The 26,325-nt window shown below is 62.1% G+C and carries 23 protein-coding genes and 2 pseudogenes; 17 read left to right on the top strand and 8 right to left on the bottom strand.

The window, feature by feature from the left end:
* The first annotated feature begins 43 nt into the window (after positions 1-43).
* Entirely contained in the window at positions 44-268 is a 225-nt protein-coding gene (locus AC3WLT_RS07510) for a hypothetical protein (protein ID WP_492591266.1), read from the top strand.
* Positions 269-347: 79 nt separating this feature from the next.
* On the opposite strand, the gene AC3WLT_RS07505 is transcribed toward AC3WLT_RS07510, so the two are convergent.
* The gene (locus AC3WLT_RS07505; protein ID WP_492591265.1) at positions 348-1,232 is read right to left on the bottom strand and encodes a LysR substrate-binding domain-containing protein; all 885 of its coding nucleotides are present in this window, start codon (positions 1,230-1,232) and stop codon (positions 348-350) included.
* A gap of 290 nt (positions 1,233-1,522) precedes the next feature.
* Between AC3WLT_RS07505 and AC3WLT_RS07500 the strand changes: the two genes are divergently transcribed.
* From AC3WLT_RS07500 to ppnP, 7 genes are all read left to right on the top strand, one after another.
* A complete protein-coding gene (locus tag AC3WLT_RS07500; protein ID WP_492591352.1) occupies positions 1,523-2,254 on the top strand; it encodes an ABC transporter permease in 732 nt (243 codons plus the stop codon).
* 4 nt (positions 2,255-2,258) lie between these two features.
* A complete protein-coding gene (locus AC3WLT_RS07495; protein WP_492591264.1) occupies positions 2,259-3,305 on the top strand; it encodes an ABC transporter ATP-binding protein in 1,047 nt (348 codons plus the stop codon).
* Positions 3,306-3,331: 26 nt separating this feature from the next.
* Entirely contained in the window at positions 3,332-4,432 is a 1,101-nt protein-coding gene (locus AC3WLT_RS07490) for an extracellular solute-binding protein (protein ID WP_492591263.1), read from the top strand.
* Between the two features lie 10 nt (positions 4,433-4,442).
* On the top strand, positions 4,443-5,273 hold the full coding sequence (locus AC3WLT_RS07485; protein ID WP_492591262.1) for an ABC transporter permease: 831 nt from the start codon (positions 4,443-4,445) through the stop codon (positions 5,271-5,273).
* A gap of 70 nt (positions 5,274-5,343) precedes the next feature.
* Positions 5,344-5,826 (top strand): TIGR00725 family protein, encoded by a 483-nt coding sequence (locus tag AC3WLT_RS07480; protein ID WP_492591261.1) that lies wholly within the window; start codon positions 5,344-5,346, stop codon positions 5,824-5,826.
* Between the two features lie 335 nt (positions 5,827-6,161).
* Positions 6,162-7,847, top strand: a complete 1,686-nt coding sequence (locus tag AC3WLT_RS07475; protein WP_492591260.1) for a purple acid phosphatase family protein — start codon at positions 6,162-6,164, stop codon at positions 7,845-7,847.
* Between the two features lie 337 nt (positions 7,848-8,184).
* Complete coding sequence (gene ppnP / locus AC3WLT_RS07470; protein WP_492591259.1) at positions 8,185-8,505, top strand: pyrimidine/purine nucleoside phosphorylase; 321 nt, start codon at positions 8,185-8,187, stop codon at positions 8,503-8,505.
* A 126-nt stretch (positions 8,506-8,631) separates the two neighbouring features.
* Here the strand turns inward: ppnP and AC3WLT_RS07465 are convergent, their stop codons facing one another.
* From AC3WLT_RS07465 to AC3WLT_RS07450, 4 genes and pseudogenes are all read right to left on the bottom strand, one after another.
* Entirely contained in the window at positions 8,632-9,117 is a 486-nt protein-coding gene (locus tag AC3WLT_RS07465) for a lipocalin-like domain-containing protein (RefSeq protein WP_492591258.1), read from the bottom strand.
* Positions 9,118-9,264: 147 nt separating this feature from the next.
* Complete coding sequence (locus tag AC3WLT_RS07460) at positions 9,265-10,983, bottom strand: methyl-accepting chemotaxis protein (protein WP_492591257.1); 1,719 nt, start codon at positions 10,981-10,983, stop codon at positions 9,265-9,267.
* 229 nt (positions 10,984-11,212) lie between these two features.
* Positions 11,213-11,371, bottom strand: a pseudogene (locus AC3WLT_RS07455) (aldo/keto reductase); the annotation flags it as partial.
* Between the two features lie 54 nt (positions 11,372-11,425).
* Complete coding sequence (locus tag AC3WLT_RS07450; RefSeq protein WP_492591256.1) at positions 11,426-12,265, bottom strand: class II glutamine amidotransferase; 840 nt, start codon at positions 12,263-12,265, stop codon at positions 11,426-11,428.
* Between the two features lie 312 nt (positions 12,266-12,577).
* Between AC3WLT_RS07450 and AC3WLT_RS07445 the strand changes: the two genes are divergently transcribed.
* The 6 genes from AC3WLT_RS07445 to AC3WLT_RS07420 all read left to right on the top strand — a co-directional run bounded on the left by AC3WLT_RS07445 (position 12,578) and on the right by AC3WLT_RS07420 (position 19,345).
* The gene (locus AC3WLT_RS07445) at positions 12,578-13,678 is read left to right on the top strand and encodes a porin (RefSeq protein WP_492591255.1); all 1,101 of its coding nucleotides are present in this window, start codon (positions 12,578-12,580) and stop codon (positions 13,676-13,678) included.
* A gap of 80 nt (positions 13,679-13,758) precedes the next feature.
* Positions 13,759-15,336 carry an ABC transporter substrate-binding protein gene (locus AC3WLT_RS07440; protein ID WP_492591254.1) on the top strand — a complete coding sequence of 526 codons (1,578 nt, stop codon included), beginning with the start codon at positions 13,759-13,761 and terminating at the stop codon, positions 15,334-15,336.
* A 104-nt stretch (positions 15,337-15,440) separates the two neighbouring features.
* Entirely contained in the window at positions 15,441-16,451 is a 1,011-nt protein-coding gene (locus AC3WLT_RS07435) for an ABC transporter permease (protein ID WP_492591253.1), read from the top strand.
* Positions 16,451-17,377, top strand: coding sequence for an ABC transporter permease subunit (locus AC3WLT_RS07430; protein ID WP_492591252.1), 927 nt, complete (start codon positions 16,451-16,453; stop codon positions 17,375-17,377). Before AC3WLT_RS07435 ends, AC3WLT_RS07430 begins: the two co-directional genes overlap by 1 nt.
* Positions 17,374-18,369, top strand: coding sequence for an ABC transporter ATP-binding protein (locus tag AC3WLT_RS07425; protein WP_492591251.1), 996 nt, complete (start codon positions 17,374-17,376; stop codon positions 18,367-18,369). Before AC3WLT_RS07430 ends, AC3WLT_RS07425 begins: the two co-directional genes overlap by 4 nt.
* Complete coding sequence (locus tag AC3WLT_RS07420; protein ID WP_492591250.1) at positions 18,353-19,345, top strand: dipeptide ABC transporter ATP-binding protein; 993 nt, start codon at positions 18,353-18,355, stop codon at positions 19,343-19,345. Before AC3WLT_RS07425 ends, AC3WLT_RS07420 begins: the two co-directional genes overlap by 17 nt.
* A 1,114-nt stretch (positions 19,346-20,459) precedes the next feature.
* Here the strand turns inward: AC3WLT_RS07420 and AC3WLT_RS07415 are convergent.
* The 3 genes from AC3WLT_RS07415 to AC3WLT_RS07405 form a co-directional block, all read right to left on the bottom strand.
* Entirely contained in the window at positions 20,460-20,861 is a 402-nt protein-coding gene (locus tag AC3WLT_RS07415; RefSeq protein ID WP_492591249.1) for a hypothetical protein, read from the bottom strand.
* Between the two features lie 156 nt (positions 20,862-21,017).
* Positions 21,018-21,737, bottom strand: coding sequence for a cellulose biosynthesis protein BcsS (gene bcsS / locus AC3WLT_RS07410; protein ID WP_492591248.1), 720 nt, complete (start codon positions 21,735-21,737; stop codon positions 21,018-21,020).
* A complete protein-coding gene (locus tag AC3WLT_RS07405) occupies positions 21,658-23,913 on the bottom strand; it encodes a glycosyltransferase family 2 protein (protein ID WP_492591247.1) in 2,256 nt (751 codons plus the stop codon). Before AC3WLT_RS07405 ends, bcsS begins: the two co-directional genes overlap by 80 nt.
* Positions 23,914-24,290: 377 nt before the next feature.
* Between AC3WLT_RS07405 and AC3WLT_RS07400 the strand changes: the two are divergent.
* From AC3WLT_RS07400 to AC3WLT_RS07390, 3 genes and pseudogenes are all read left to right on the top strand, one after another.
* Positions 24,291-24,460: pseudogene (locus AC3WLT_RS07400) on the top strand (Tn3 family transposase); the annotation flags it as partial.
* A gap of 208 nt (positions 24,461-24,668) precedes the next feature.
* Entirely contained in the window at positions 24,669-25,859 is a 1,191-nt protein-coding gene (locus AC3WLT_RS07395; RefSeq protein ID WP_492591246.1) for an NAD(P)/FAD-dependent oxidoreductase, read from the top strand.
* 40 nt (positions 25,860-25,899) lie between these two features.
* Positions 25,900-26,325: a hypothetical protein gene (locus tag AC3WLT_RS07390; protein ID WP_492591245.1), complete on the top strand. Its 426-nt coding sequence runs from the start codon at positions 25,900-25,902 to the stop codon at positions 26,323-26,325.

Raw genomic sequence — 26,325 nt, 5'->3', positions numbered from 1 at the left:
TTCGTGAGAGGATGGAGCCTCATTTTTTCTCGAGGAGGTCGATATGGGACTCTTGGATGAGGCAGGTAAGATTGCAGGCGCAATAGCCGCCGTTGAAGCGGCAGAAAAAGTCGATCCGGACGCTGGTCTGCTCACGAAAGGGATCGCAGCCGTAGCAGGCTTTGAAGGCGCCGGTGCATTGGAGTCGTTGGTCGAGAAGAAGGACGACGAGAAGAAAGAAGACGCCGACAATACGCAGGCTACGGACAGCACCGATCCTCAGGCTTGATGTCGTGCTTGCCGTTCACGGGTCAGTCCCACACAGGGCTGCCCCGTTTTGTTCTTTCGAGCCGGGTTTTGCCGGGACATCAGACCCGAGACAACACCCATTCGCGGAAGCGCTTCAAACCCGGTTGTGTCTCGAGGCGCTCCGGGAAATAGCAGAGATAGTGTCCATGGTCGACGTCGATCGGGGCTGTCAGGGGCTCGATGAGGCTGCCGGCGGCCAGGTTGTCGCGCACCAGAAAGGCGGGGATGAGCGCCAGTCCGAGTCCTGCCTGAGCCGCCTGGATCAGCACGGAGTATTGCTCGAAACGCGGACCCGCAAGCACCTGCATGCCGTGTACGCCATAGATCTCGGCCCATTGCCCCCATACCCGTTCAGCCTGGCCGTGCAATAGCCGCGGGACCAGCGCGGCGTCCTGCGGCCGGCGCAACGGATGGCTCTGCTGATAATCGGGCGCGCAGACTAAAAGAAAAGTACGCCCGTCGATGTAATCGCATTGAACCCCTTCCCAACTGCCGTCGCCGTAGCGGATGGCGGCATCCAGATCCAGCGGGAACGGATCGCCGTGCGCCAGGTGCCGGCTGAAACTGATCGTAATTCCCGGCGTGCGGGACAGAAAATCCGGGAGCCGGGGAATCAGCCATTTGGTCGTGAAAGTCGGCACGCTTGCGATCGTCAGCAGGTCGCTCTGGCCGGCCGCGCTCATCAACTCGAGCGACGCGTTGCCTATGTCGCGCAACGGGTTGCCGACCCGCGCGAGGTAGAGACTGCCCGCCCGGGTGAGCACAAGGTTGCGGCCGTCGCGGATGAACAGCTGTACACCGAATGAACTCTCCAGGGCAGCGATCTGCCGGCTGACGGCGCTCGGCGAGAGACCGAGCTCGCGCGCCGCGCGGGAAAAATTCAGATGCCTGGCAGCGCTTGCGAAAGCAAGTAGTTCGGTGACATTCGGGTAAAGGTGTTTCATCGGAGGATTGGCGTCGAAGTGTTCCGGATGCGCACAGCGCAATGCGTGTTTTGTACGTTTTTTTCATGACTACGCCATGTCGTATCCGCACAATTGCAAGCAATTCGAAACCTTTCGCTGAGTCCAGTCATGACACGTGGGCTTCAGTCCGTTTCCCGAGGAATGCCTGCATGCACACGCCCGCCGCACCGGCCATCCAGCCTCGTGTTCCCGCTCATCACCGCAGCAGACGTTCGGTGTCGGTCGGGCGCGTCGCGCTTCACCTCGTAGCGGTGCTCTTTGCGCTCTACATGCTGTTGCCGATCGCGCTGCTGCTGATCGGCGCGTTCGGCGAGACGTGGACCAACACGGTGCTGCCGACCGGCATCACCGGACATTGGTTCGCGGATCTCGCCGCCAACACGAGCTTCCGGCGTTCGTTCGGCGTGAGCCTGATGGTCGCGCTGGCCTGCTGCTGTGCCGCTGCCGTGATCGGTCTGCCGCTCGCGTATGCGCTGCACTACCGCTCGCTCTCCGGGCGCGGCATGACGGCGCGGCTGGTTGCGCTGTTGCCGGTGGGCGTGCCCGCGCTCACGCTGGGTTTCGGCTACATCGCCATCTTCAGCGGCGACACGCTGCCGTGGCTCGGATCGTTGCCGTTGCTGATCGCCGCTCATACGGTGCTGACGTTGCCGTACCTCACGCAGACGCTGCTCGCCGATCTGCGCCACCTCGATATCGCGCGCCTCGAAGCGTGCGCGGCAACGCTCGGCGCCACGCCGCTGCGGCAGTTCTTCACGGTTGTCTTGCCCAACCTCCGGCAGAGCCTGTTCTCGGGACTCGTCATGGTGGCCGCGCTGTCGATCGGCGAATTCCAGGTGTCCAACCTGATCGCCGGCTTTCGTTACCGCAACTATCCGGTGGTGCTGCTGCAGGCCTTTTACGGCGCGACCGGCATGGCGTGCGCCGCCACCGTGGTGCTGCTTTGCCTCGCCGTGATCGCGACCCTGGTATCGATCAACACTGTTCAACGAATCAAGTGAAACGATGAGCCTTCATTTCGACAACGTGAGTTTTACTTATCCCGGCGCGCAGCACGGTATCGATGCCGTCACGCTGTCGGTCGCGCAGGGTGAACTGCTGGCCGTGATGGGCCGCAGCGGCTCCGGCAAGTCGACGATCCTGCGGCTCACCGCGGGTCTGCTGGACGGCTACCAGGGCAGGATTGCGATCGACGGACGCGACGTGGCGGGCGTGCCGGTGTGGCGCCGCGAGGTCGGCATGGTGTTCCAGCAATACGCGCTGTTCCCGCATCTGAGCGTGGTGGACAACGTGGCGTACGGGCTGCGCATGCGCGGCGTCGATTCCGCGAAACGCCGGGCGCGCGCGCTCGAGATGCTCGAACGGGTCGGTCTTGCCGAACACGCCACGCGGCGTACGACGTTGCTGTCGGGCGGCCAGCAGCAGCGCGTCGCGCTGGCTCGGGCGCTGGCGTTCGAACCGAAGGTGTTGCTGCTCGACGAACCGCTCGCCGCGCTCGACGCAGGCATCCGCCAGCAGCTTCGCGATGAGATCCGCACGCTGCAGCGCGCATGCGGCGCCACCACGCTGTTGGTCACGCACGATCAGGACGAAGCGCTGAGCCTGGCGGACCGGGTCGCCGTGGTCGACGGCGGGCGCGTCTTGCAGGTGGATACGCCGGAGCGTCTCTACGATCGGCCGGTATCGACACAAGTTGCGCGTTTCGTCGGTCATTCGAGTGTGATGTCGGGACGCGTGATAGCCGACGGCGCAATCGATGTCTCCTTCGCGATGCTGTCCGCCGATACCGGCGCGTTCCGCCCCGGCGACCAGGTCGACGTACTGGTTCGTCCCGAACACGTGCAGCCCGACCCGCCGGCGGGCGCGGTCAACCGGATGGCCGGCCGCCGTGCCGAGGTGCGCTATTTCGGCGCGACGTGCCGCTATGACTTCGTTCCGGATTCCGCGCCGAAGCCGTTGCTGTGCGAGGGGCGCCGTCTCGCCGAACACGCCGTTGCCATCGACCCCGAACATCTGCGCGTATTGCCCGCGCAGGCCAGTCAAGTTCGTTAATTCACCTTGTTTGACGGAGAACCACAATGTTTGCAGGGTTTAGTCTTTTGTCGCGCGTCCGCCGTGTTGCCGGATTCGTTTGCGCGCTGTCGGCGCTGACTGCCGTGTCTGGCGCTCACGCCGCGCCGGCGGCGCCCCTTTATTCCGGAGAAGACGCGCTGTACGCGAAGGCCGCGGACGAGGGCCTAGTCGTCTCGTTCGACACCGGTCCCGAATGGGCCAACTGGAAGGCGCTGTTCGCCGAATTCAGAAAGCGTTATCCGAAGGTCGAGATTACGTACAACGATATCGGGTCGGCGGCGACCGTGGTTGCGCTGGACAAGTCCCGGCGGCGTCCGCAGGCCGATACCGCGTATTACTTCGCCGCGTCCGCGCTGGACGCCGTCAACAAGGACGTGGTGGCGCCGTTCAAGCCGCTCAATTTCGACAAACTGCCGCCGGTGTTTCGCGAGCGCGATGGCCGCTGGTTCACGGTCCATTCGCTGAACATCGCCTTTCTGGTCAACCGCAAGCTGGTGAAGAATGTGCCGCACGGCTGGGCCGATCTGCTCAAGCCCGAGTACCGGAACTCGGTGGTCTATCTGGATCCGCGTTCGACTGGACAGGGCCAGGTTGCGGTCTTCGCGGCGGCTTATGCGTTCGGCGGCAGCGTCGACAATCCGAAGCCAGGCACCGACTTTTTCGGCAAGTTGCGCGAAGCGGGCAACGTGATGCGCGTCGAAGGCACCACGCCGTATGCGAAGTTCGTCAAGGGCGAGATTCCGATCCTCATCGGCTACGAAAACGACGGCCTGAAAGCGAAGTACACCGACGGCATGGGCGACGCCGCTGAGGTGGTGATCCCGAAGGAAGCGACGGTGTCCGCACCGTACGCCATCAGCCTCGTGAAGGACGGCCCGAATCCGAACGCGGCGCGGCTCTGGCTGAACCTGGTGATGAGCGACGTCGGCCAGGCGCTGTTCGCGCAAGGTTACGTGCGTCCTGCTGTGCCTGACGTGCAGCTCTCGGCGGAGATGCGCGCGAAGATGCCGGACGTGCCGCAGGTGCATCCGCTCGACGTGGTCAAGGCCGCGGCGAAGAAGGCTGAAGTCGACCAGTTGTGGGCGCAGGCCGCGCTCGCGAAATAAGGGGCGGCAGATGGGTGCATCCTCGATGAACGAAGGGCTCGCGCGCCGCTTCGGCGCCGTCCCGGCAGGCCTGCTCCTCGCCCTGTTCTTTGCGTTGCCGCTCGGCGCATTGCTGGTGTCGGCGGGCGAGGGGCACGGTGCGGCCTTCGTCCGATTGGCCCGTGACCCGCTGGTGGTCAGTGCGCTCGGACACTCGCTGGCGCTGGCGCTCGCCGCCGGCACCGTGTCGCTGATGGTGGGGCTGCCGCTCGCGATGGCGCTGGCTGGGCAACCGCCGCAGCGGCGCGGCTGGATGCTGGCGCTGCTTGGTGTGCCGTTGGCGTTTTCCGGGCTGGTGATTGCGTACGGGTTCATTCTTGCTTTTGGCCGTGCCGGCTTTGTGACGAGTGTCTTCGCACGCATGGGCGCCGACCCGGCCACGGTCGGGGCGCTGATCTACACGACCGCGGGTCTGGTCGCGGCCTATGCGTACTACCTGATTCCACGCGTTGCGCTGATGCTTTATCCGGCGCTTGCCAACCTGGACCGCCGCCCCATCGAAGCTGCGCTGACGCTGGGCGCGACGCCGCTGCGGGCGCTCTTCGACGTGGCGTTGCGGGAACTGTGGCCGTCGATCGCCTCGGCGTGGTGCCTCGTCACGTCGATTGCGCTGGGCACCTACGGTACCGCGCTCGCGCTCGCCGGGACGCAGATCAACATCCTGCCGCTACTGATGTACCTGAAACTTTCCGATGGACAAACGGATTTTCCGCAGGCCGCCGCGCTTTCGCTGGTGCTGATGGCCGTCTGTACGAGTGTTCTGGCGCTGGGGGAATGCCTTGCACGGCAACGACAACACTGAATGGTCCAACGCCGCTTATCTGGCGCTGCAGAGACTGGCGATCCGTCAGACAGGTCCGACGCGTCACGCGATGCCGATCGGATTGATCGGACCGCGGGAGGCCACGGCGGAACAACTGCAGGCGGCAAGAAGCCTCGGTTATGCATTGGCGGGCACCGGCATGGCGATTCTCTGCGGCGGCAAAGGCGGGGTGATGGAAGCGGCAGCGTTTGGTGCTGCGCGCGCGGGCGGCATCGTGATCGGACTGTTGCCCGAGGACGATGCCAGCGAGGCCAACCCGTTTCTCTCCGTAGCGCTGCCGACCGGAATGGGGATCACGCGTAATGCGCTGATTGCGCGCGCCTCGCTCTGTCTGATCGCGGTAGGCGGCGGGCTGGGCACGCTGTCCGAAATGGCGCTTGGCCTGCAGTGGAAAAAGCCTGTCTTTACCCTGCCCGGCGCACCGCAGGTGAGCGGGGCAGAGGTGTTCGAAGACGTCGACGCGCTCGTCGCCAGCGTCGCGAACTGGCTTGTATCCGTGGAGCAGCCGCAGGTCATCAACCCGCACGTCTGATGTTCTGGCGGAACGGATGCTTCCCAAAACGCCTCAGGACCTGATGACGCACAACTGCCAACGTACGTCCGCGGACTGATGCAAAAACACCGTGGCCGACAGGTTGCGCGATGGCGTTGATGAGCGCAGCCAGTGCACTGTGTGCGATGTTTCTCGTGTGAAGGCGCCCTCCCTATCCGGACGTGTACGTTTCATCGCCCTGTCATCGCTGCGCGACTAGGATGACTGGTCACGTCCGTCACGCCCTGGTTCAGCATTGCACGCGCGGCTCACATAGCACCGTGCGATTGGCGTACGCGTTGGCGTCCGTCCACTACCGTCCAAAAAACACCGATATGTCGAACAGGAAAACCGCTGACACCTCGCCGTCCGATCAGGCCGCCACCGTCTCGCGCCGTGGGTTTTTGAAGTTGGCCGGCGCATCCAGTCTCGCTACGGCCGCGGGCAGTTTTTCATCGATGGCGCGCGCCGCGAACGGCACACCCGACGGCACGCCGGAGCAGATCCACCTGACATGGGGCAACGATCCGACCAGGGAGGTCACGGTGTCGTGGGCGTCGCTGGCGCAGGCGGTCAACCCGCGGGTGCGCTTCGGCCGCGCTGGCGAGGCGAGAACGACGGTGCACGGCGTGCAAAGCACGTATACCGATGGCCTCAACGGCGAAGTTGTGTTCACCTATCACGCGCGTCTGCATGGTCTGAAGGCCGATGCGAGCTACGAGTACGAGGTGAGCGCCGACAACGACAGCAACGCGGCCCAGCCTTTCACCGCGAGCTTTCGCACTGCGCCGCGAGGCCGCGCGCCATTTCGCTGGACGAGCTACGGCGATCTCGCGACGCCCAATACCGGCTGGGTGTTGTCGTCGCCGCAAAGCCGCTTCGCGGTTCAGGCGGTCGAGCGTTTTGAGCCGCTGTTCCACCTGCTCAATGGCGACCTCTGCTATGCCAATCTGAATCCGACGCATCAGCCGGACGTGTGGCGCGATTTCGGCAACAACTGCCAGACTTCCGCGTCGAACCGGCCGTGGATGCCATGCCCGGGCAATCACGAGGTCGAATTTCACAACGGCGAACAGGGCCTCTCGTCCTATCTCGCGCGCTACACGCTGCCCGAGAATCACACGCGTTTCCAGGGCCGCTGGTACAGCTTCCGCGTCAGTTCGGTGCTGTTCATCTCGCTCGATGCGGATGACGTGGTCTATCAGGATGCGGCGGCGTTCGTCGCCGGCCCGAATCCGCTGGTGCCCGCGGCGAGCACCGGTAATCCGCCGATTCAGCCGGGCACGTCGTTCTATATCCGCGGATATAGCGGCGGCGAGCAGACGCACTGGCTCGAGAAGACATTGCGCCACGCGGCTGAAGACGACGAAGTCGACTGGATCGTTGTCCAGATGCATCAGGACGCACTGAGTTCATCGAAGACCGGCAACGGGTCTGATAAGGGCATCCGCGAAGCGTGGCTGCCGCTGTTCGACCGCTATGGCGTGGACCTGGTGCTGTGCGGTCACGACCACGACTACGAGCGCAGCTATCCCGTTCGCGGTTGCAATCACAACAAGGGTACCGACATCGCCACGGGGCGGGTGGTGGACACATTGCAGCCGCGGCCGGTTGTGCCGGCGGCAGCGGGGGCGACGTCGTTCGATACGAGCCACGGGACGATTCATTTGATTCTCGGCGGCGGCGGGACGAGCGCGCCGCTCGATGTCTATGGCGTGGACCTCGGTACCGGGCTGCCGCAGGCGCGTATTTTCACGCGGCCGAATCGTGCGGCTCCTGGAACGACGGCTGGCACGTTCGCGCGTGCCAGCGCGGATGCCGTGGAGGATGCGATCTGGTCGGCGCAACGGGATACCGGGACGGGCTACGGCATCGCGGTGTTCGATCATGATCCGGGGCATCCGGGCGGCCACACCACGATCACGATGAATTACTACCACGCGCCGGGTGCGGATCAAACGCCGACCCAGACCTATGAGTTGTTTGAGACTATCGAGTTGAAGAAGAAGCGGCGGGAGTGAGGTTTCGAGTCGCTCAGTTTTCCTGGTAGTTGAACTGCACCAACCAATGCACGTGAGGCAGCTTGTGCATCGATTACCACGTATCGATGTATTGGCTGCCTCACGGCTTCTTGCTTCCTGTTTGCTCGAACAGAAGGTGATGCGGCACGCTAGCTGCTATTGATGGCTTAGTGCTGCAAGGTTTGCCGTGATGCGGCTTTGAGTCACCGACTGGCGCCGCCGACAGCCTGTATGATGGCGGCGGCGCCGGACCGAAAGCCCGCGCAGATCGCGCACCGCCCGCTGCCGCTACGCGGCGCCAACTCGCCCATTCACGATGACCCAGAGGAAGACCGCCATGACGGCCGCAACGCAATTCGATCAGGTTTCCATTATCAAACGAGCCAACGTCTACTTCGACGGCAAGTGTGTCTCGCACACCGTTCTCTTCGCCGACGGCACGCGCAAGACGCTCGGCGTGATCCTGCCCGGCGTGCTCAACTTCGGCACCGACGCGCCGGAACTCATGGAGGTGCAGGCCGGCCAATGCCGCATCCGCCTCGAAGGCAGTGACGAGTGGAAGACGTATGGCGCGGGCGAGTCGTTCTCGGTGGCCGGCAAGAGTCGCTTCGATATCGACGTGATCGAAACACTCGACTACGTCTGCAGCTATCTGTAACGACGGACGGGCGCATGGTGCCCGACGATGCACGCGACTTCGCGCGCGAGAGCGCAGCCGCAGACAGGGTAGCCCGAGTTGCGGATGATGGCAGGAACGCGTGCCGGCGTCGCAGGTCGAGGAGACTTAGTTGTCGCGCTCGAAGGTAATGATGGACCGCGTGGTGCCGGGCCAGTTCGGCATCTGTCGCCATGGGGTCAGCACCTCCAGACGGTCGCCGGCGACGTGGAACTCCCGGCACTGTGTCGTGCCGACCCACTCGGGATTCCAGGCGGCCTCAACCTTGGTGCACCACTGATTGTCTTCAGTGCGCTCGATGCCGGTGTACGCCACCAAGGTGTTCAACAGAGCCGTCTTGTCGGCGTCGCTCTTTCCGGCTTTGCGCCCGTCGCCAGTCAACACGAACGCCACCCGGTGGTCCGCGGTGAAGATTACGCGACCGCTCGGGTGCTCGCCCATGGCTGCGATCTTGCCGCCAGTGTCTTTGGATTCGACCTCGTAGGAGACCAAACGCCACGACCCCGACAGCGGGGATTCCTCCGCCCGCGCGGCACCGGACGCCGCTGCGACAGCAACAAGGGCGGCAACGGCCGCCATCGACCAAGATTTCATCGTTTACCTATATAAAAAACGCGTCCCGCTCGCGCCAGTTTCTCGTGTGTTCACAAATCAAATAAAAAAACGACACCGTGCTCGATACCGCGAGGTTCGCCCACGACTTCAGAAGATCGTCGGCGGCATTCGTGGACATTGCTTCCATCAGAACGTCTCCCACGTTTCGGCTGCCACGTCCGTCGACGCAACGGTGGCGGCACCTGTCGCCGCACGGCCCGGCTGCCCAGCGGCTTTCGGTTGCGTATGAATCTTTGGCGCCTTCCGTGCGGGCATGCGCGGCGGCGGCTCCGGCATGACCATGCGCGACACTGACGGACCTGTGTCGGCCAGCCTGAACACGGATACCGCCCCGCTCAGGCTCGTCGCCTGCTCTTCGAGGGACTGCGCAGCGGCGGCGGCCTGTTCGACCAGCGCCGCATTCTGCTGCGTGACTTCGTCCATCTGGCCGACTGCCTGATTGACCTGCTCGATACCTCGGCTCTGCTCTTCCGAGGCCGCCGCAATCTCGCCGACGATATCGGAAACCTGCTTGATCGCCTGCTTCACTCCTCCCATGGTGGCGCTGACGTCCGTCGCCTGCTGCGCGCCGTCCTGGATCATCGCCACTGAAGAGCCGATCAACTCCTTGATCTCCTTGGCCGCCGCTGCCGAGCGCTGAGCCAGGCTGCGCACCTCGCTCGCGACCACGGCAAAGCCGCGGCCCTGCTCGCCGGCGCGGGCGGCCTCTACGGCAGCATTGAGCGCGAGAATGTTGGTCTGGAACGCGATGCCTTCGATCACGCCCGTGATTTCCGAAATCTTGCTGGAGCTGCCGCTGATCTTTTCAATGGTCCCGACCATGCCCTGCACCGCTTCGTTGCCGGCATCGGCCATATCGGTAGCCCGCGTCGCCAGCGCATTTGCCTGCCGCGCATTGTCGGCGTTCTGCTTCACGGTTTCGGTCAGCTGTGTCATGCTGGCCGCGGTTTGCTCGAGCGAAGCCGCCTGTTCTTCCGTGCGCGCAGAAAGGTCAGTGTTGCCTGCTGCGATCTCTTTCGATGCCACAGTGACAGACTCGGTCGATGTGCGAACCGTACCCACCACTTCGCCCACGCGGGTCAACAGATTGTTGAAGGCGGTCGCGGTCTCGCCGATTTCATCCATCCTCTCGAACGGTGCACGCTGCGACAGATCAAGCGACTGGTTGACATGCTGGAGGGTGTTCCGAATGCCGGCAAGACCATTACGGATCGTATGGAACAGGCGCATAGCCATTGCACCGGCTATCAACAGCGCCGCAACGACGACCGCCAACAGGATACCGAACGCTCGCGAATAGGCCGCCGTATTGACGCTGCGCATCGCGTCGCTGAGCTTGATCCGGTAATCGACGTGATCTTCGATGCCCTTCGTCACCGCTGCCGCCGCGGCCACTAGCGGGCCATCGGTCGCCAACGCGGCGCGTGCGCCATCCAGGTCGCCGGCACGTGATCGCGCAAGAAACTTCTCTCTTTCGATGCGATAAGCGGCCATGTTCGACTTGTCGGCATCGGTCATCCTGCGATCGGTGTCATCTGCGATGTCGTTTTTTTCGTAGGCCGCGATCGTCTTGTCGAACTTCGCGTCCACCTCGTTCATCACCTTCTCTATCGCGGCTTTGGTGGCGCTGTCGGGATACATGACATGGCGGAAGGCCGCAATGCGCGAAGCCGTCATTGCCGACTTGGCCGCGTCCAGATCCTTCATGCCGGGAATTGCGCCGGTCTGCACGGACTCAAAGCGTTGCTGCGCCTGGTAGAGCTGCCATAGGCCGTAGCTGCCGGTAAAGATCAGCGCCATCAGCGCGACCGACAGCGTCAAGACCAGACGTTTGATAATTGTCATTGTGAAAATCCCCGAACCCCGAAATAATTTTGTAATGTCGCGAGCTCGAAGCGAGCTAAATCCAGTCGCGATGACCTGCGGGAAGGACTTAGCGCAAGAGTTATGCCATTTGCTTCGAAACGCTCGAAGCCTGCTCGACGCGCACTTGCGCGGAGACAGGCGCAGAGGCGTTCCGGGTATCCGTAAAAGCCGCCCTCGAATCTTCTGAAACTCCAGACATCGCCTTACCCCTAAGCGAATCTTCGGCAACCTGCCTGATGCGTTCCGGTCGGCTATGTAGCCCGAGGAAAGGACGCTCCCCCGTGGGATCGAGTTTGAATTCGAACTTGGTAGCAATCACCACCTGGTCGCGCAGTGGAGCAAGCGCTTCGCCAACCAGTTCCTCGTTTGTGAACAGTCCCGCGCGTGTTACCGGCGTCAGCTGGGCTCGACGGCCAGCAAGTCAGCTGGCGGACGATACCTCAGATGGCGCATATCGCGAGGTAGCAAGTACCTGAGGCGGCACTGGGACGTGTGCGCGTCTGACCAGCGCACCTCCGCGAAACATGAGCAGATCGCCTGGCTGGCAGGTGGTCCATGCTTCATCGGTGAGTGGTGTCGTCGCGATGACTGCCGTGCAGTCTTCCGAGGTCGCATAAGCGGAGAAGTCGACCGACAGATCGGCATCGACGAGTCTCGCGCTTGAGAACGGCCAGCGACGCATCACGTAGGCGAGTCGCGTGGAGCAGTAGGCAAACTGCGACTGTCCGTTCGACAGCAGGAAGTTGAAAATTCCATGCTGATTCAGCTTGCGAGTCATGTCCTCTACTACGTCGAACAGTTCGTCCGGCGTGGTATCCCGATCGATGCCACGCTCGTGGATCACATTCATGATCGTGCAAAAGGCCGATTCGCTATCGGTTGTTCCCACCGGCGCGTAGGGACCCGGCACCCGCCAGTTTCGCTCCTGCAGATCACCGTTATGCGCGAACACCCATTGCTGTCCGTTGTGTTCACGCATGAACGGATGGCAATTCTCAGCACTGGCGCCGCCCTGCGTGGCCTTCCGGATGTGCGCGATGACATTGCGCGATTTGATCGGATAACGCTTCACGAACTCCGCCATGGGGGATCGGCAAGCGGGTTTGTCGTCGATGAATAACCGGCATGCCCGCTCCTCATAAAACGCGATTCCCCATCCGTCCACGTGGTGATCGGTCAGACCGCCTCGAGCCGCAAATCCCGTGAAGGAAAAGGTCACATCGGTCGGTTCAGCGCAACTAAGAGCAAGGAGCTGGCACATAAGTAAGGTATGTAATCGGGGGTAAGAATTAACCGCTTTGTTCGATGCATCAAGTGGATGCTACCTTTCTTAATGACTGGCCAATATAGAACGTTATTTCAAATTGATCGATATGAACGAAGGGTTTTAGTTTTTTCTTCTACCCGCCCCGCGATACAGTGATTCCGTTCCCCGACGAACGGGAATGCAGCTCCGAACCCGGTGCGCAGCGCATTGCGGCATCACACTGGTTCCGGTCTGGCTTCTATGGGATCCAACATTAAAATACCGCACATGAAATCAAGATTCTTATTCGGGTTTGGAGCTTTAGGCATGACTGCGATGCTGGCAACATCGGCGGCGCGAGCGGACAACAGCGTGACGCTCTATGGGCGGATGGACAACGGGGTGAGCTATATCACGAACACGGGAGGGCAACACGAATACAAGATGGACAGCGGCGTCGTGTTCAGCAACTACTGGGGGCTGCGCGGTGTGGAAGACCTCGGTGGGGGCTCGCAGGCGATATTCGACCTTCGCTCCGGTTTTCGCGTTACCGATGGCAGCTCGAAGCCCAGCAGCAGCTACATGTTCGGCAAAACCGCGCTGGTCGGATTGAGCAACTGGCTCGGCACGCTGACGCTCGGCAGGCAATACGACTTCATCAACGACTACACGTCCCGCTATAACATCAGTCAGGACGGCGACGGCTACGCGATTCACCTCGGCGACCTCGACCGCATGAGCGGCGACACGATGATCAATGCGGTCAAGTTCGCGAGCAAGAGTTTCAACGGCCTTAGCGCGGGCGCGATGTACTCGTTCAGCAATACGGCCGGCAGCTTCCACACCGGTTCCGCGTGGAGTGCCGGCGTGCTTTACGCGGCGGGCGCGTTCAGTGCGGCAGCGGCTTACTCGCAGCTGAACAGCACGACGATCGATCCGTACGATGCGCTCGGCCTGTCGTCGTTCCTTGGCACCACGACCGCCAGGGTCAGCAGTTCGACCGGTCAGCGCACGTCGCTGTATTCGAGCACAGGACTGACCGTGAGCCACCTCGATACGGGCGGGATCGGCGCGAGCTACCGCTTCGACAAGCTCACGATCAAGGCCAACACGACCCTGACCAAGGTCACGTCGGCCAATGGCAATGTGTCGTCTTTCATGCACGTGTACGAAGCCGGCGGCGCGTATCAGCTCTCGCCTGCGTTGGCGCTCCGCTCGGGCTACCAGTACACGACCTTCGAGCATCATCACTGGAACGAACTGTCGGTCGGTCTCTACGAGAGTCTGTCGAAGAGTACGCGGATCTACACGTCGGCGGGCTACCTCCGCGCCTCGAGCGGCGTGAATGCGGTGATCGGCTATGCGTTCGCCCCGTCGAGCACGCAGACGCAAGCCAACTTGCGCGTCGGTATCACCCACAACTTCTGAACTTCTGATTGAACCTGTGCCGGGCCTCGGCCGCCGACACGCGTGTCGCGGCCGAGGTCAAATCAAACGAGAAACATCCAATGAAATTGCGATTCTCCGCTATTGCGTTGCTCATGGTCTTACCGCTTGCGAGCGCCTTTGCGAAGCCGCTGGTCGTCTGCACCGAAGCCAGCCCGGAAGGATTCGATCCGGTGCGTTACAGCACGCTGACCATCACGAATGCATCCGCTGATGTCATTTTCAACGGGCTCGTCACGTACGACGATGCGACCGGCACCGTGCAGCCGGCGCTCGCGCAGAGTTGGGACGTCAGTCAGTCCGGCACGGTCTACACGTTCCATCTGCGTCCCAAGGTCCATTTCCAGACGACCGATTACTTCAAGCCGACCCGGACATTCGACGCCGACGACGTGATCGCCACGTTCGACCGGATGCTGAATCCGGACAACGCATGGCGCAAGGCGTTGCCGACGGTGGTAATGCCGAACGTGCAGTCGATGCAGATCACGAAGCTGATCAAGTCGGTCGACAAGGTCGATCCGCTGACGGTGCGCATCGTCCTCAACCGTCCTGATGCGACCTTCCTGCCGATCCTCACGATGAGTTTCGCGTCGATCTATTCGAGCGAATATCTTGCGCAACTGCTGAAGACCAACGCGATTGCAGACCTGAACGCCAAACCGGTATCGACGGGCCCGTTCGTCCTGAAGAGCTATCGGCCGGACGCGACGATCCGCTACACGGTGAACCCGGACTACTGGGGACCGAAGCCCAAGGTCGACGGACTGATCTACGCGATCACGCCCGATCCGACCGTGCGCGCGCAACGGGTCAAGGCAGGCGAATGCGATATCGCGCTCGCACCGAAGCCGGACGATGTCGCGTCGGCGCGCAAGGACCCGTCGCTAAAAGTACTCGACGTGCCGGGTTTTATGACGGCGTTCGTCGCGCTCAATACGCAGCGTCACGGCCTCGATAATCCGGCGGTGCGCCGCGCGATCAATCTGGCCTTCGATCGCGATACGTACGTGAAGACGTTGTTCGGCACCAGCGCAGTCCCGGCGACGGATCCGTATCCCAGCGGCACGGAGGCGAAGACCGGCTATGCGTACGATCCCGCGCTCGCGAAAAAGCTGCTGGCCCAGGCGGGCATGGCGAATGGACTGAGCCTGACGATCTGGACCCGCTCGACTGGCAGCACGCTCAATCCGAATCCGAAGGTGGGCGCCGAACTGCTTCAGGCCGACCTCACCAAGGTAGGCATCGACGCGCGGATCAAGACGCTGGAGTGGGGCGAGCTGCTTCATGAAATCAAGCAGGGGCAATACGACCTGCTGTTCATGGGCTGGGCCGGCGACAACGGCGATCCGGACAACTTCCTGTCGCCGCTGTTCTCGTGCGACGCGGTGAAGGGCGGCACCAATTTCCAGCGTTATTGCGATGCGTCGCTGGATGCGTCGATCGCGAGCGGCAAGGCGACCAGTACCGCGTCGGTTCGCGCGCAGGACTACGACCGCGCCGAGAAGATCGCGCACGATCAGGCGCTCTGGATTCCGCTTGCGCATCCGCTGGTGGCCGCGATCACGCGTCCGAATGTCGATGGCTATCACGTCAGTCCGTTTGGCCGCGTGAACTTCGGGGCCGTGTCGATCCGCTAACCGCGTCCGGCAAACCTTCCGTGTCACGCTTTCACCGGATGACGGTCGTGCAGTTGCACGACCGTCAGTGGAGACTTGCGCGCGTTTTTCGCTGGAGACCGTCTGTGCTGAAATTCCTTGTCACCCGCCTGCTCGGACTGGTGCCGACGCTGCTGGGCGTCACGTTGCTGGCTTTCGTGCTGATTCACCTGCTTCCCGGCGATCCGGTCGATGTGATGATGGGCGAGCATGTCGCCGATCCCGCCGCACACGCGGCCGCCCTGCATCAGCTCGGACTCGACGAGCCGTTGGCGACGCAATATTTCCGTTATCTCCAGCGCCTGCTGCATGCCGACCTCGGACATTCGTTCAAGTCGGGCGATAGCGTGATCCATGATTTCGGCATGCGCTTTCCCGCGACGCTCGAGCTGTCGGTCTGCGCGATCGCGTTCGCGCTCGCGGTCGGGCTGGTTGCCGGGATTGCCGCGGCGCTCAGGCGCGGCTCATGGCTCGACCACGCGGTCATGAGCACGGCGCTGACTGGCTATTCGATGCCGATCTTCTGGTGGGGACTCGTTCTCATCATGCTGTTTTCGGTGAAGCTCGGATGGACGCCGGTGTCGGGGCGAATCGGCCTGGAGGTCGACCTGACGCCGGTCACGAATCTCATGCTGGTCGATTCCGTACTGTCGCGCGATCCGGCGACCATCGGATCGGTCTTGCGTCACCTGATCCTGCCCACCGTCGTACTCGGCACGATTCCGCTTGCGGTCGTTGCGCGGATGACACGTTCGTCGATTCTCGAAGTGTTGCGCGAGGACTATATCCGCACCGCGAAAGCCAAAGGCCTGACGCCCGTGCGCGTGATCGTCGTTCACGTGCTGCGTAACGCATTGATTCCGGTCGTCACCGTGGTCGGCATGCAGGTCGGCGGCCTGCTCGGCGGCGCGGTGCTAACGGAAACCCTGTTCTCGTGGCCAGGCATCGGCAAATGGCTGGTCGATGCCGTGAGCGCGCGCGATTACCCGGTGATACAGGGCGGCATCCTGCTCGGCGCGGTGCTGGTCGTCGCCGTCAATCTGTTGGTCGATGTTGCGTCCCGCCTGATCAATCCCCGTCTCGTCAATTCACGATAATGTCCGATACCACCGTCATCGCCTTGCGCACGGGCAAGCGTGCCCACTTCGCCGGCGGCCGCGCGTTGCTCGAACTGTGGCGGCTCTACTCGCGCAATCGCGCCGCGACAGCGGCGCTCGCCGTACTCGCCATGCTGGCGCTGCTCGCGCTGTGCGCGCCGTGGATCGCGCCACACAACCCCGTCGAACAGTTCAGGGATCACATCAAGATTCCGCCCGCGTGGTCGGACGGCGGCAGTCTGCAATTTCTGCTCGGCACCGACGAGGCAGGACGCGACATCCTCTCGCGCCTGATTTTCGGTGCGCGCATCAGCCTTGGGATCGGCCTTGCGTCGGTGACGCTCTCGCTGTTGCCGAGCATCGCGCTCGGTCTGTTCGCGGCGTATTACCCACGATGGCTCGACGCACCGCTGATGCGCATGATGGACGTGCTGCAAGCGCTGCCGTCGCTGCTGCTGGCGATCGCCGTGGTCGCGGTGCTCGGCCCCGGCCTTCAGAACACGGTGCTCGCGATCTCCGTCATCTGTCTGCCCGGTTATGTCCGGCTAGTGCGCATTGCCGCGCTGGCGGAAACGCAAAAAGAGTATGTCATCGCGGCGCGCGTCAGCGGTGAGGGCGCGTTGCGCATCATGTTTTCGCAGATCCTGCCGAACTGCGCCGCGCCGCTGATCGTTCACGCGACGCTCGGCTTTTCTGCTGCGATCCTCGACGCCGCCGCGCTCGGCTTTCTCGGCATCGGCGTGCAGCCGCCGCAGGCCGAATGGGGCAACATGCTCGCGTCCGCACGCGACTATATCGACAGCGCGTGGTGGATCGTGACGATGCCGGGCTTATCGATTCTGGTTACGGTGCTGTCCGTCAACCTGTTCGGCGATGGTTTGCGCGACGCGCTCGACCCGAAGCTCAAACCGGTGACACGCGCATGACCGACCTCTTGAGAATCAGGAATCTCGCGGTCCGGTTCGGCGACAGCCAGGCGGTCAATCACGTCGATTTCGATATCGCGGGTGGCGAGGTGGTGGCCGTGGTCGGCGAATCCGGCTCAGGCAAGAGCATCACGATGATGGCCGCAATGGGCCTGATCGATGCGCCCGGTGTCGTAACCGCCGACGAGATTACCGTAGGCGGCGTCGATCTGCTGCACGCGAAGCCGGCGATGCGGCGCAAGATCGTCGGCAAGGAGATCGCAATGATCTTCCAGGACGCGCTGACGAGCCTCAATCCGAGCCTGACGATCGGCTATCAGATCCGTGAAATCCTGGTCCAGCACACCAATCTGCGCGGCGCCGCGCTGGACGCACGGATTCTCGAACTGCTGGATCAGGTGCGCATCGCCGACGCGAAAAAACGTCGCGACGCCTATCCGCACGAACTGTCGGGCGGCATGAATCAGCGCGCGATGATCGCGATGGCGATCGCATGCAAGCCCAGGCTGCTGATCGCCGACGAACCCACCACCGCGCTCGACGTCACGGTGCAGGCGCAGGTGATGCGCCTGCTCGAAGAATTGCAGCGCGAGTACCGGATGGGACTGGTGCTGATTTCACACGATCTTGCTGTCGTCGCGGAAATCGCGCATCGCGTCGCGGTCATGTACGCGGGCGAGGTGATCGAAACCGGGCCGGTGCTACGCACCTTCGAGATGCCGCGCCATCCGTACACGCGCGCGCTGCTCGGCGCGATTCCCGAGCGCGCGCGCGACGGACGGATGACGGCGCTGCCGGGCAACATGCCGTTACGGCGAGGCCCGTCGGGCGGCTGCCTGTTCGCGCCGCGATGCGCGGCGGCAACTGATGCGTGCCGCGTCGCTCATCCGGAACTGACGCATATCGACGCGGCCACCGAGGTCCGGTGCGTGCTCGGCACGCCGGCCGGAATGCCTCAACAAAGCAAGGAACATCATGCAGCAGCACGCTAATGGAAAAGCCGTGGTGATGGTGGCGGACCGTCTCACCCGGCACTATCGCGTTCGTCGCGGGATGGTCGGCACCAGCGTCGTCAAGGCATTGAACGGCGTGTCGTTCATGCTCGAACGCGGCAAGACGCTGGCCGTCGTCGGGGAATCCGGCTGCGGGAAATCGACGCTTGCACGCCAGCTTACGATGATAGAGCCGCCGACGTCGGGCAGTTTGCAGATTGGTGGCCACGATGCCGGTCTCGCCGACAGAAACACCTGGCGCAAGCTCCGTCAGCGCGTGCAACTGGTCTTCCAGAATCCGCTTGCATCGCTGAATCCGCGCAAGACGATCGGCCAGACCTTGACGGCGGCGATGTCGGCCAGCGGGATTTCCAGCGCAAGCGAACGTGCCGCCCGGCTCGCGCAGATCATGAGCCAGGTGGGTCTGCACATGGATTGCGCCGGTCTTTATCCGCACATGCTCTCAGGTGGGCAGCGGCAGCGCGTTGCCATTGGCCGCGCGCTTGTCGCCGAGCCGGACATCATCGTGGCGGACGAGCCGGTCTCGGCACTCGATGTTTCGATACAGGCGCAGATATTGAACCTCTTCATGGATCTGCAGCAGCAAGTGGGCGTCAGTTATGTCTTCATCTCCCACAATCTGACCGTGGTCGAACATATAGCCGACCAGGTCATGGTCATGTATCTCGGTAGCGTCATCGAGTTCGGCGACAAGTCGCGGATCTTCTCTGCACCGTGCCATCCTTATACCCGGGCATTGCTGGCAGCGACGCCAAAACTCGAACCTGCGGCCCGTCGCCAGAAAGTCGAGTTGCAGGGAGAGCTACCGTCTCCGATCAACCCGCCTTCGGGATGTGCATTCCACACTCGCTGCCCTCATGCAACACAGGAATGCGCCAAATCGATGCCGGAGTTGCGCAAATATGACGCGAGACTCGTGGCGTGCCATCGCGTCGGGGAAACCGGCATGAATTGAGCACCGGATAACTGCGCTGTCGCGATCTGTCTAGCGGTGGCGAGTGTCCGGCGACGGGGCCGCAACAGATCGATAAAGTCGGCGCGATGGGCGGATAAGCGGGTGAGCACGCTTCCAGATAGCCGTAGGGAACTCAGCGCTCGCGGCAGTGCACCTTTTCATTTTTGCAACGTTTTCGGCGCGTGCATCCATGACGCGGATGAGCACCGCCCTCACTCGCCCGCTGCAACAAACGCCGGACTGCCAGAGCGTCGAAGTCGACAGGTTGGGTACCGCCGTTTTCGCTCAGGAGCGTTACAGGATTGAAACGTTTGTGCCGGTATGGGGTATTGGAGAAACTGCCGCCGCGTCTGCCTCTAATGCCGGACTCGATGAAATCGGGGGTGGCCCGCTATTTGCATCGGCACGTTACAGACCATCAAGACGCTGCATCGAGCAAATTCAATAGAGCAGCACAAGCCGTAAAAAGGCAATACGCGAACCGGGGGGGAAACTATGTCCATACACGCCGGCTGCCGTCATGGCGGCTCAGCAATCCGTTTCTTATCGCCGCGTCAGACCACAGACGCAACAAACCCGTTCGATGACGCTCTGGATGAACTCGTCACCAGGCCGGCAACGCGTCATTCGCATTTCCTGCAGGGCGGGAAACGAAAATACGTCTCGCGTCCTCAGCGTGATCCTTGTCATTTAGTCTCTCGCGTCACGCGCGACGATTGAAAGGCTGCAACCGCGAGCGCTATCAGCGCGGCGTGATCGCGGTCGACATTGGCGGTGTGGTGCGCTCGGGGTATCAGGATAGTGCTGCGCAGGGTGCGTTATTTCGAGCGTGCGCCCCTCACCGACAGCGAATGAACGGTTGGTTTCTATCCTGCAATCAATTGCAACGGGGGAAACGATGGAATTCTTACTTGGCTTTGGAGTGGGAGGGTTCTTTGGCGCGTGCTTTGGTGTGCTGGTCGCAGCAATGCTTCGAGCAAGCAAAGACGACGCCCTGGAGACACGGTTCACGGAGCCGGACGGAGCAGCGCTGTGCAAAGCTGCAGATTCGCCAAATGACAGCCGGATGCCGTGCTGAGGACAGAATCGTCATCGGTTAGCGCCGTGAGCGCATTCACTCCTCGCATTTCACATCCTGCTTTCGCACAACGATAATCGCCGGGTATGTCCCCCGGTCGAGTTCCACGCGCGCGACCACGGCCATCGTCGCACTGTCGATGTCGTCGTACACGCTGACTTTTTCATGCCGAAGGCTTGTGATGCCGGTACAGGCAGACGTGCGACCCTCGTCGGAGACCCGGCATTGGATCGGGTTGTCTGCAAGGTAGCGATATTTGTCTCTGTCGGGGGTCGCAAGGTATTCACGAACGCTCTGTGCCGATCCACCGACGCCGGTGACATACCCAATGGCGCACTGCTGTTTGGGTGTCTCGCCGCCACCGGATGTTTCGGCTTTCGCGGCCGTGCTGGCGGCCGCGATGACCGCCGCGAGTATCGATGCAAGGAGGTATCTCATGGCGCAAATCACGGTTGTCGGATCGAAGTGCTGGATTGTAATGGCATCTTGCCCGTGAATTCGTCATGTTTCGGCGACGCGCCCTAACCTCGTTGATCCGCAAAGGCCTTATCGGATTTGTAGGTCGCAAGCACAAAGACGCTGTGGAGCGCAGGGTCAGAATCCCTTGGTCAGTTCGGTGCCGCCATAAAAGGAACGCGGCTGGCCGCTCGTCTTCTTCACGCCGGCATAGAATCCAATGTCGAACTTCTCGCCAATCTTGATGCCCGTTAGCACAAGGCCGCCTTGCGTGGCCCGATAGTCGGGGTCGCCGTGCTTGATCACTTCGACGCCGGCCCACGCATCGCCGAACGTTCGATGCAGAAAGCGGGCTCGGCCCCAATACGATGCCGGTCCGATCGTGTAAGAACCAATCCCGTTAAAAGCCCAATCCTGACCGAAACGCTGCTCACCCTGCAAACCAAGCGCGAGCCCCCATTGGCTGCCGTCGGCACGCGCGTTAGCACCGGGCGGCGTCACGCGGTTATCGCGAAACCGCGGACCGGTCGATGCTTCAACCCATCCGCCTTGCCAGGCGGCCTGCGCGCCCATGGCTGCCTCGACTGCCTGTCCCCTGACCTTGACGGTCGTTCCGTTCGTGCCGTACTGATAGTAATAGTCGCTGATCGCGAGCCGCTGGGTCAGGAAGCGACTGGAAAAAAATGGTGCCGTGCCGCCGAGGTATTCGTTGCGTTCACCTTGCTCGGCGATCGATGCGCCGGCAAATATCAACGGCTGCCCTGCGAGCGCCGACAGGCTAAATGGCAGGGCGCAAGCGGCGATTGCGATCGCCAGCCGGCGAGGTATTGCTCGATTGATCGGCGTGATTTTCGTCATCTTCGTTCCCGAGATTATGCAGCGTCAGCGAATGACGCGACGTGACGTTGTATAGATGCATTTGCCCAGTCGGTGTATCCAGACTTCCGCTCGAACTCAATGAGACGCGCTGCGTCGTTTCGCTGCCCGCCCGGCGCTGGCGCAGAAATACCTCAAGGCTCGTGTCGAGTTCGCCATTGCTGAGGATCCACCACATGTCGCCGGTATCGCGTACCGCCGACACCACGGCAACGGGTACCGGATGAGCGTCGCGTGACCGGATCAAGAATCCCGGCGCCCAACAAGTACCCGCACCCAGCACACTCGTACTGGTGGGGGTGCCGCGCGCAAGACGCGTCAACAGGGTTGTCCGCTGGTCGGTCACGCCTCCCTGTTCGAATTGCAGACTGCTGCCGAACAGGAACGTCTCAAGTGGGCGACTCAGGTCTGCCGAAGCCCAGCTAAAGCGCAATCCGATCGTTCGATCAGAATTGGCGATGCCGTGATCGCCTCCGACGAACGTAACACTCGCCTTTGTACGTATGACGAGGTTCGGCAGGTGGATCTCGACCTCAGGGCTGCTTTCAGGCGACAACTGGGCGGGAATTTCTCCGTGGTAAAGCGCGCCGCTTGCCGAAAGGTCTTCCGACAGACCCGGAAACGACCTGCCGTCCAGCGTCAGCATCATTGGTATATGCAATGGGAAACGATATTCGGTGCGCCGGTTCTGCGCCCGATGATGACTGAACCATGCAATGACACTCGCGGTTGTGATCGTGGCACACGCCCATACAGCGTTCGCGATGCCAGCACCCACCGGTAACGTGCCGTGAACCATCCGGTAGAGGCCGACCGGAATGCTCGATGCGGTCAGTCCTGCAACGATCAGCGACGGCGATAGCCAGAGCCAGGCGCGGCCTGCAAGTGACAATTCCTTGCTGGTGACCGAGAAGCCGATCTTCCTGCGAAACAGGCCAGCGGTCGTTAACATGAATGCAAAGAATCGCACCATGCCGTACTGCTCGCTCAGAAACAGCGCGCCGTAGCCCCGTGCCAGTTCCGTGTACATCAGCGAAGAAAGCGCGTAGTACGCCAGGAAATAGGTCAGAAATTCGCTCATCGGCGCGCTGATTGGCAAGATGCCAAAGAAGAATACCGCGGGCGAAGTCATGAAGAAGACGAGCTTTTGCCATCCCTCGAAGTAAATGAGCATCGACGCGAGGTAGTTCAGTCGCTGCGCCAACGTCAGCCCAGGGCTGGAAAGAATGCGCTCGCGCCGTAGCACCTGCATACCGCCCATGCCCCAACGAATCCGCTGTTGCAGGTAGGTGTCGATGCTATGCGGGGCCAGGCCGAATGCAAGCGATTCCGGCTGGTACACGGAGCGATATCCCTGCTTGTGCAGCTTGATCGACGTGTGGATATCTTCTGTGACCGTCTCGGTCGCAAAGCCGCCGATCGCTTCCAACGCACTGCGGCGTAGCACCGCGCAGCTACCGCAGAAGAAGGTTGCATTCCACGTATCCTTGCCGCGCTGGATAACCTTGAAGAAGAGCGACTGCTCGTTCCAGACGCGACGCCCTCCCATGCGATGGTTGAATGAATCGACGTTGTAGAAGTCTTGCGGCGTCTGTACGAACGCTACTGTCGGATCGGCAAAGTAGCCCAGCGTCTTGTCGAGGAAATCCTTGCGTGCCGCATGGTCCGCGTCGAAGATCGCGATGAATTCGCCGTTGCTGTGTTTGAGGGCGTTGTTCAGATTGCCAGCCTTCGCGTGACTGTTTTCACTTCGCGCAAGGTAGTCGCAGCCGAGTTCGCGTGCCAGCACCAGCATTTCTTCGCGATGGCCGTCGTCGAGCAACCAGGTCCGGTGCGGATACCCGATATTTTGCGCTGCCTGCAACGTGCGGCGAACCAGTTCGACCGACTCGTTATACGTCGGCACGAACACGTCGACGGTAGCACCGCGTATCGGGGTTGGCACCGACCGTGCGGCTAACCGATAGGTCATCAAAAGGTACAGCAAGCCTGTGACGAAACCGAATAGTTCTGCGCCGTAGAGCGGGATCGAGAAAAGCGGTAGATGCCAGTTGATAGCTGTCAGGCGCCAACTGAAGTACCACAGTCCGCAGATCACGTAAGCAATCGCTATGACGGTGATATGGATCGGCGGTTTTTCAAGGGTCAAATCTTTCATGTGATGCCCTCCATCGTGTCGGGTTCGACATCATTCCCAGCAGGAGAGAAAACCAAACGTCATTTAGTGCAACAGCGGCTCCGCTGGATGACCGGTAATGCGCCACGTCACATAGGCCACGAAACGGCCTCCAGCGCGGCTGCCACGATCGCCATTCCGTGGGACGAGTGGCTCTTGAATTTGAGGGCGAGATCTTGAAAGAAGAACGGATGGGTGAGGACCAGCGCTAAGGCCTTGAGGAGCAAGCAGCCATTAACCGTGGTCACAAGCCCGACAGCCCGGGGCTGCCCGTCGGCGACGAAGACGGCGCTCTGGTATCGCCCCGGCATTCATCAGTCGATATGAAGTATAGGCTGAGTGTGCCGGCGCCGGCGAATGTGACTGCCTCGCTAATGCTGCGCAAGCTCGGCAGCTATCCACGTCAAAATGGTCTGGCCGTTGCTCTGCGTGAGCTGGGCTGGGCCGCATCGAGCGAACGTTGTTCATACTGGACTGGCCGCAAAGCGTGGAACTGATGCGCTACTGCTGTGAACGGGTCGAGAAGGGGCGCTTACCGACGCGCCCCGTATCGGTTGTTTCCCGATGTTGACACGCAATATATGTCTTCGTATATTTCATCGCATCCAATAACCCTGTCGGTTTCGGGCGCTACAGACGCGCGTTGGCTCGCTAAGTAAACGCTTATTCGCCCGCTCTACAGCATGACCAGGGGGCACGGACACGCACAGGCTTCGATCGAAATATTCGGAATTCACATGGACAAGCTGCGTCGCGGGAAGGCAACTGTGGTTGTGGTCGGCGCGGGCATCAACGGGGCTGCGGCCGCGTTCTATCTCGCACAGCGGGGGATTACCGATGTGATCGTGCTTGACCGCGCGTTTCCCGGTGCCGGCGCGTCGAGCCGTGGCATGGGTTTGCTGCGTCAGTACCACGCTAACGAGCCTGAGGCTGCGCTGGCGATCCGCAGCCTTGCCGTGTTTCGCCACTGGGACAGTCTCGTCGGCGGCACGTGCGGCTTCGTGCAGTCGGGCTTTTTGTGGCTCGACAACGCTAGCGTGGCGGGCGAAGTGCGCGCCAACGTCTCGATGGTGAACCGGCTCGGCGGACGCGCGCGCGTCGTCGACAGCCAGGAACTGCGCGCCCTTCAGCCTCATCTCGTCTGCGATGACACGCTGGCGTCGTGGGAGCCGGACGCCGGCTACGCGTATGGTGCCCTCGCGACCGACGCCTTGCACGCAGGCGCCCGCCGCGCAGGTGTAACACTGCTGACCCGCACGCCCGCGCTCGCGCTCGAAACCCGGAATGGCCGCATAAGCGGGGTCGCGACTCCGCAAGGCACGATTGCCACCGACACCGTCGTACTGGCAGCCGGTGCCTGGACAGCCCCCCTTGCCGCGACGGCGGGCGTCGCCTTACCCATCGTGCCGCGTCGGCTGACGATCGGCCGCGTATATCTGCCGCCGGCGGTTCAGCAGGCCGCCATGTTTCTGGACGCGACCTTCGATACCGCGTTCAAACCCGATGGCGCCCAAACTGCGCTGATCTCCATGCGTGACGATCGGTACGGTGCGCCGATCGATCCCGATTCGCTGGCCGACGACGTCGACCTGAAAGCCATTGACTGGGGCCTTGAGCGTATTGCCCGGCGTATTCCTGCGATGCGGGACGCGGTGGCGGCGCGCACCTGGACTGGTGTTGACGGCTTTACACCCGACTACAAGGGCATCTACGGAAGGGTTGACGGCTGCAGCGGCCTGATCGTGTGCGCCGGTGCGAGCGAAAAGGGCTTCAAGGTCGCGTCCGCTGTCGGTATGGGCATTGCCGAGCTGATCGACACCGGTGCCTGTCCATTTCTTGAACTCGATGCCTTCTCCGCCCGCCGCTTCGACGGGTGGGACACGCGCGCGCAGCCGTCCACGCAGGTGTCCGTGACCGATCTGATCTAGTTATCCGTTGTTCTCATCGACCTTCAAAAGGGAAATCGCTGTGACCATTGCTCCTCGTGTTTTACGCGCTGCTGCGGCGGCGCTGTTGCTGGGTACTGCGTGCATGACCGCGGCAAATGCCGCCCCCGGCGACTTCAAGCCCGTCACGCCTGGCGTGCTGACGATTGCCACCGAAGTCGGCAATCCGGGCTGGATGAACGGCACCGATCCGGAAAACATCAGCGGCGGCGTCGAATGGGAGATGGCGCGCGCCATGGCGAAGCAGTGGGGCATCGATAAGGTCGTGTTCCGCAACGTGTCGGTCCTCGATTCAGTCAACCGCGCGCAGGCGGTCTCGAGTTACAGCGCGAGTCTCGCGCCTTATACCGGCGTCGCACTGTGCTTTCTCGTGATCACGATTCCACTGACCCGCTTCACCGACCATCTGAATAGCCGCTACCGCAAGGCCGTGCTGGCGAAGGATTGA

Source organism: Paraburkholderia sp. FW306-2-2C-D06C, from assembly GCF_058781505.1.
This window is presented reverse-complemented; position numbering and strand designations above follow the sequence as displayed.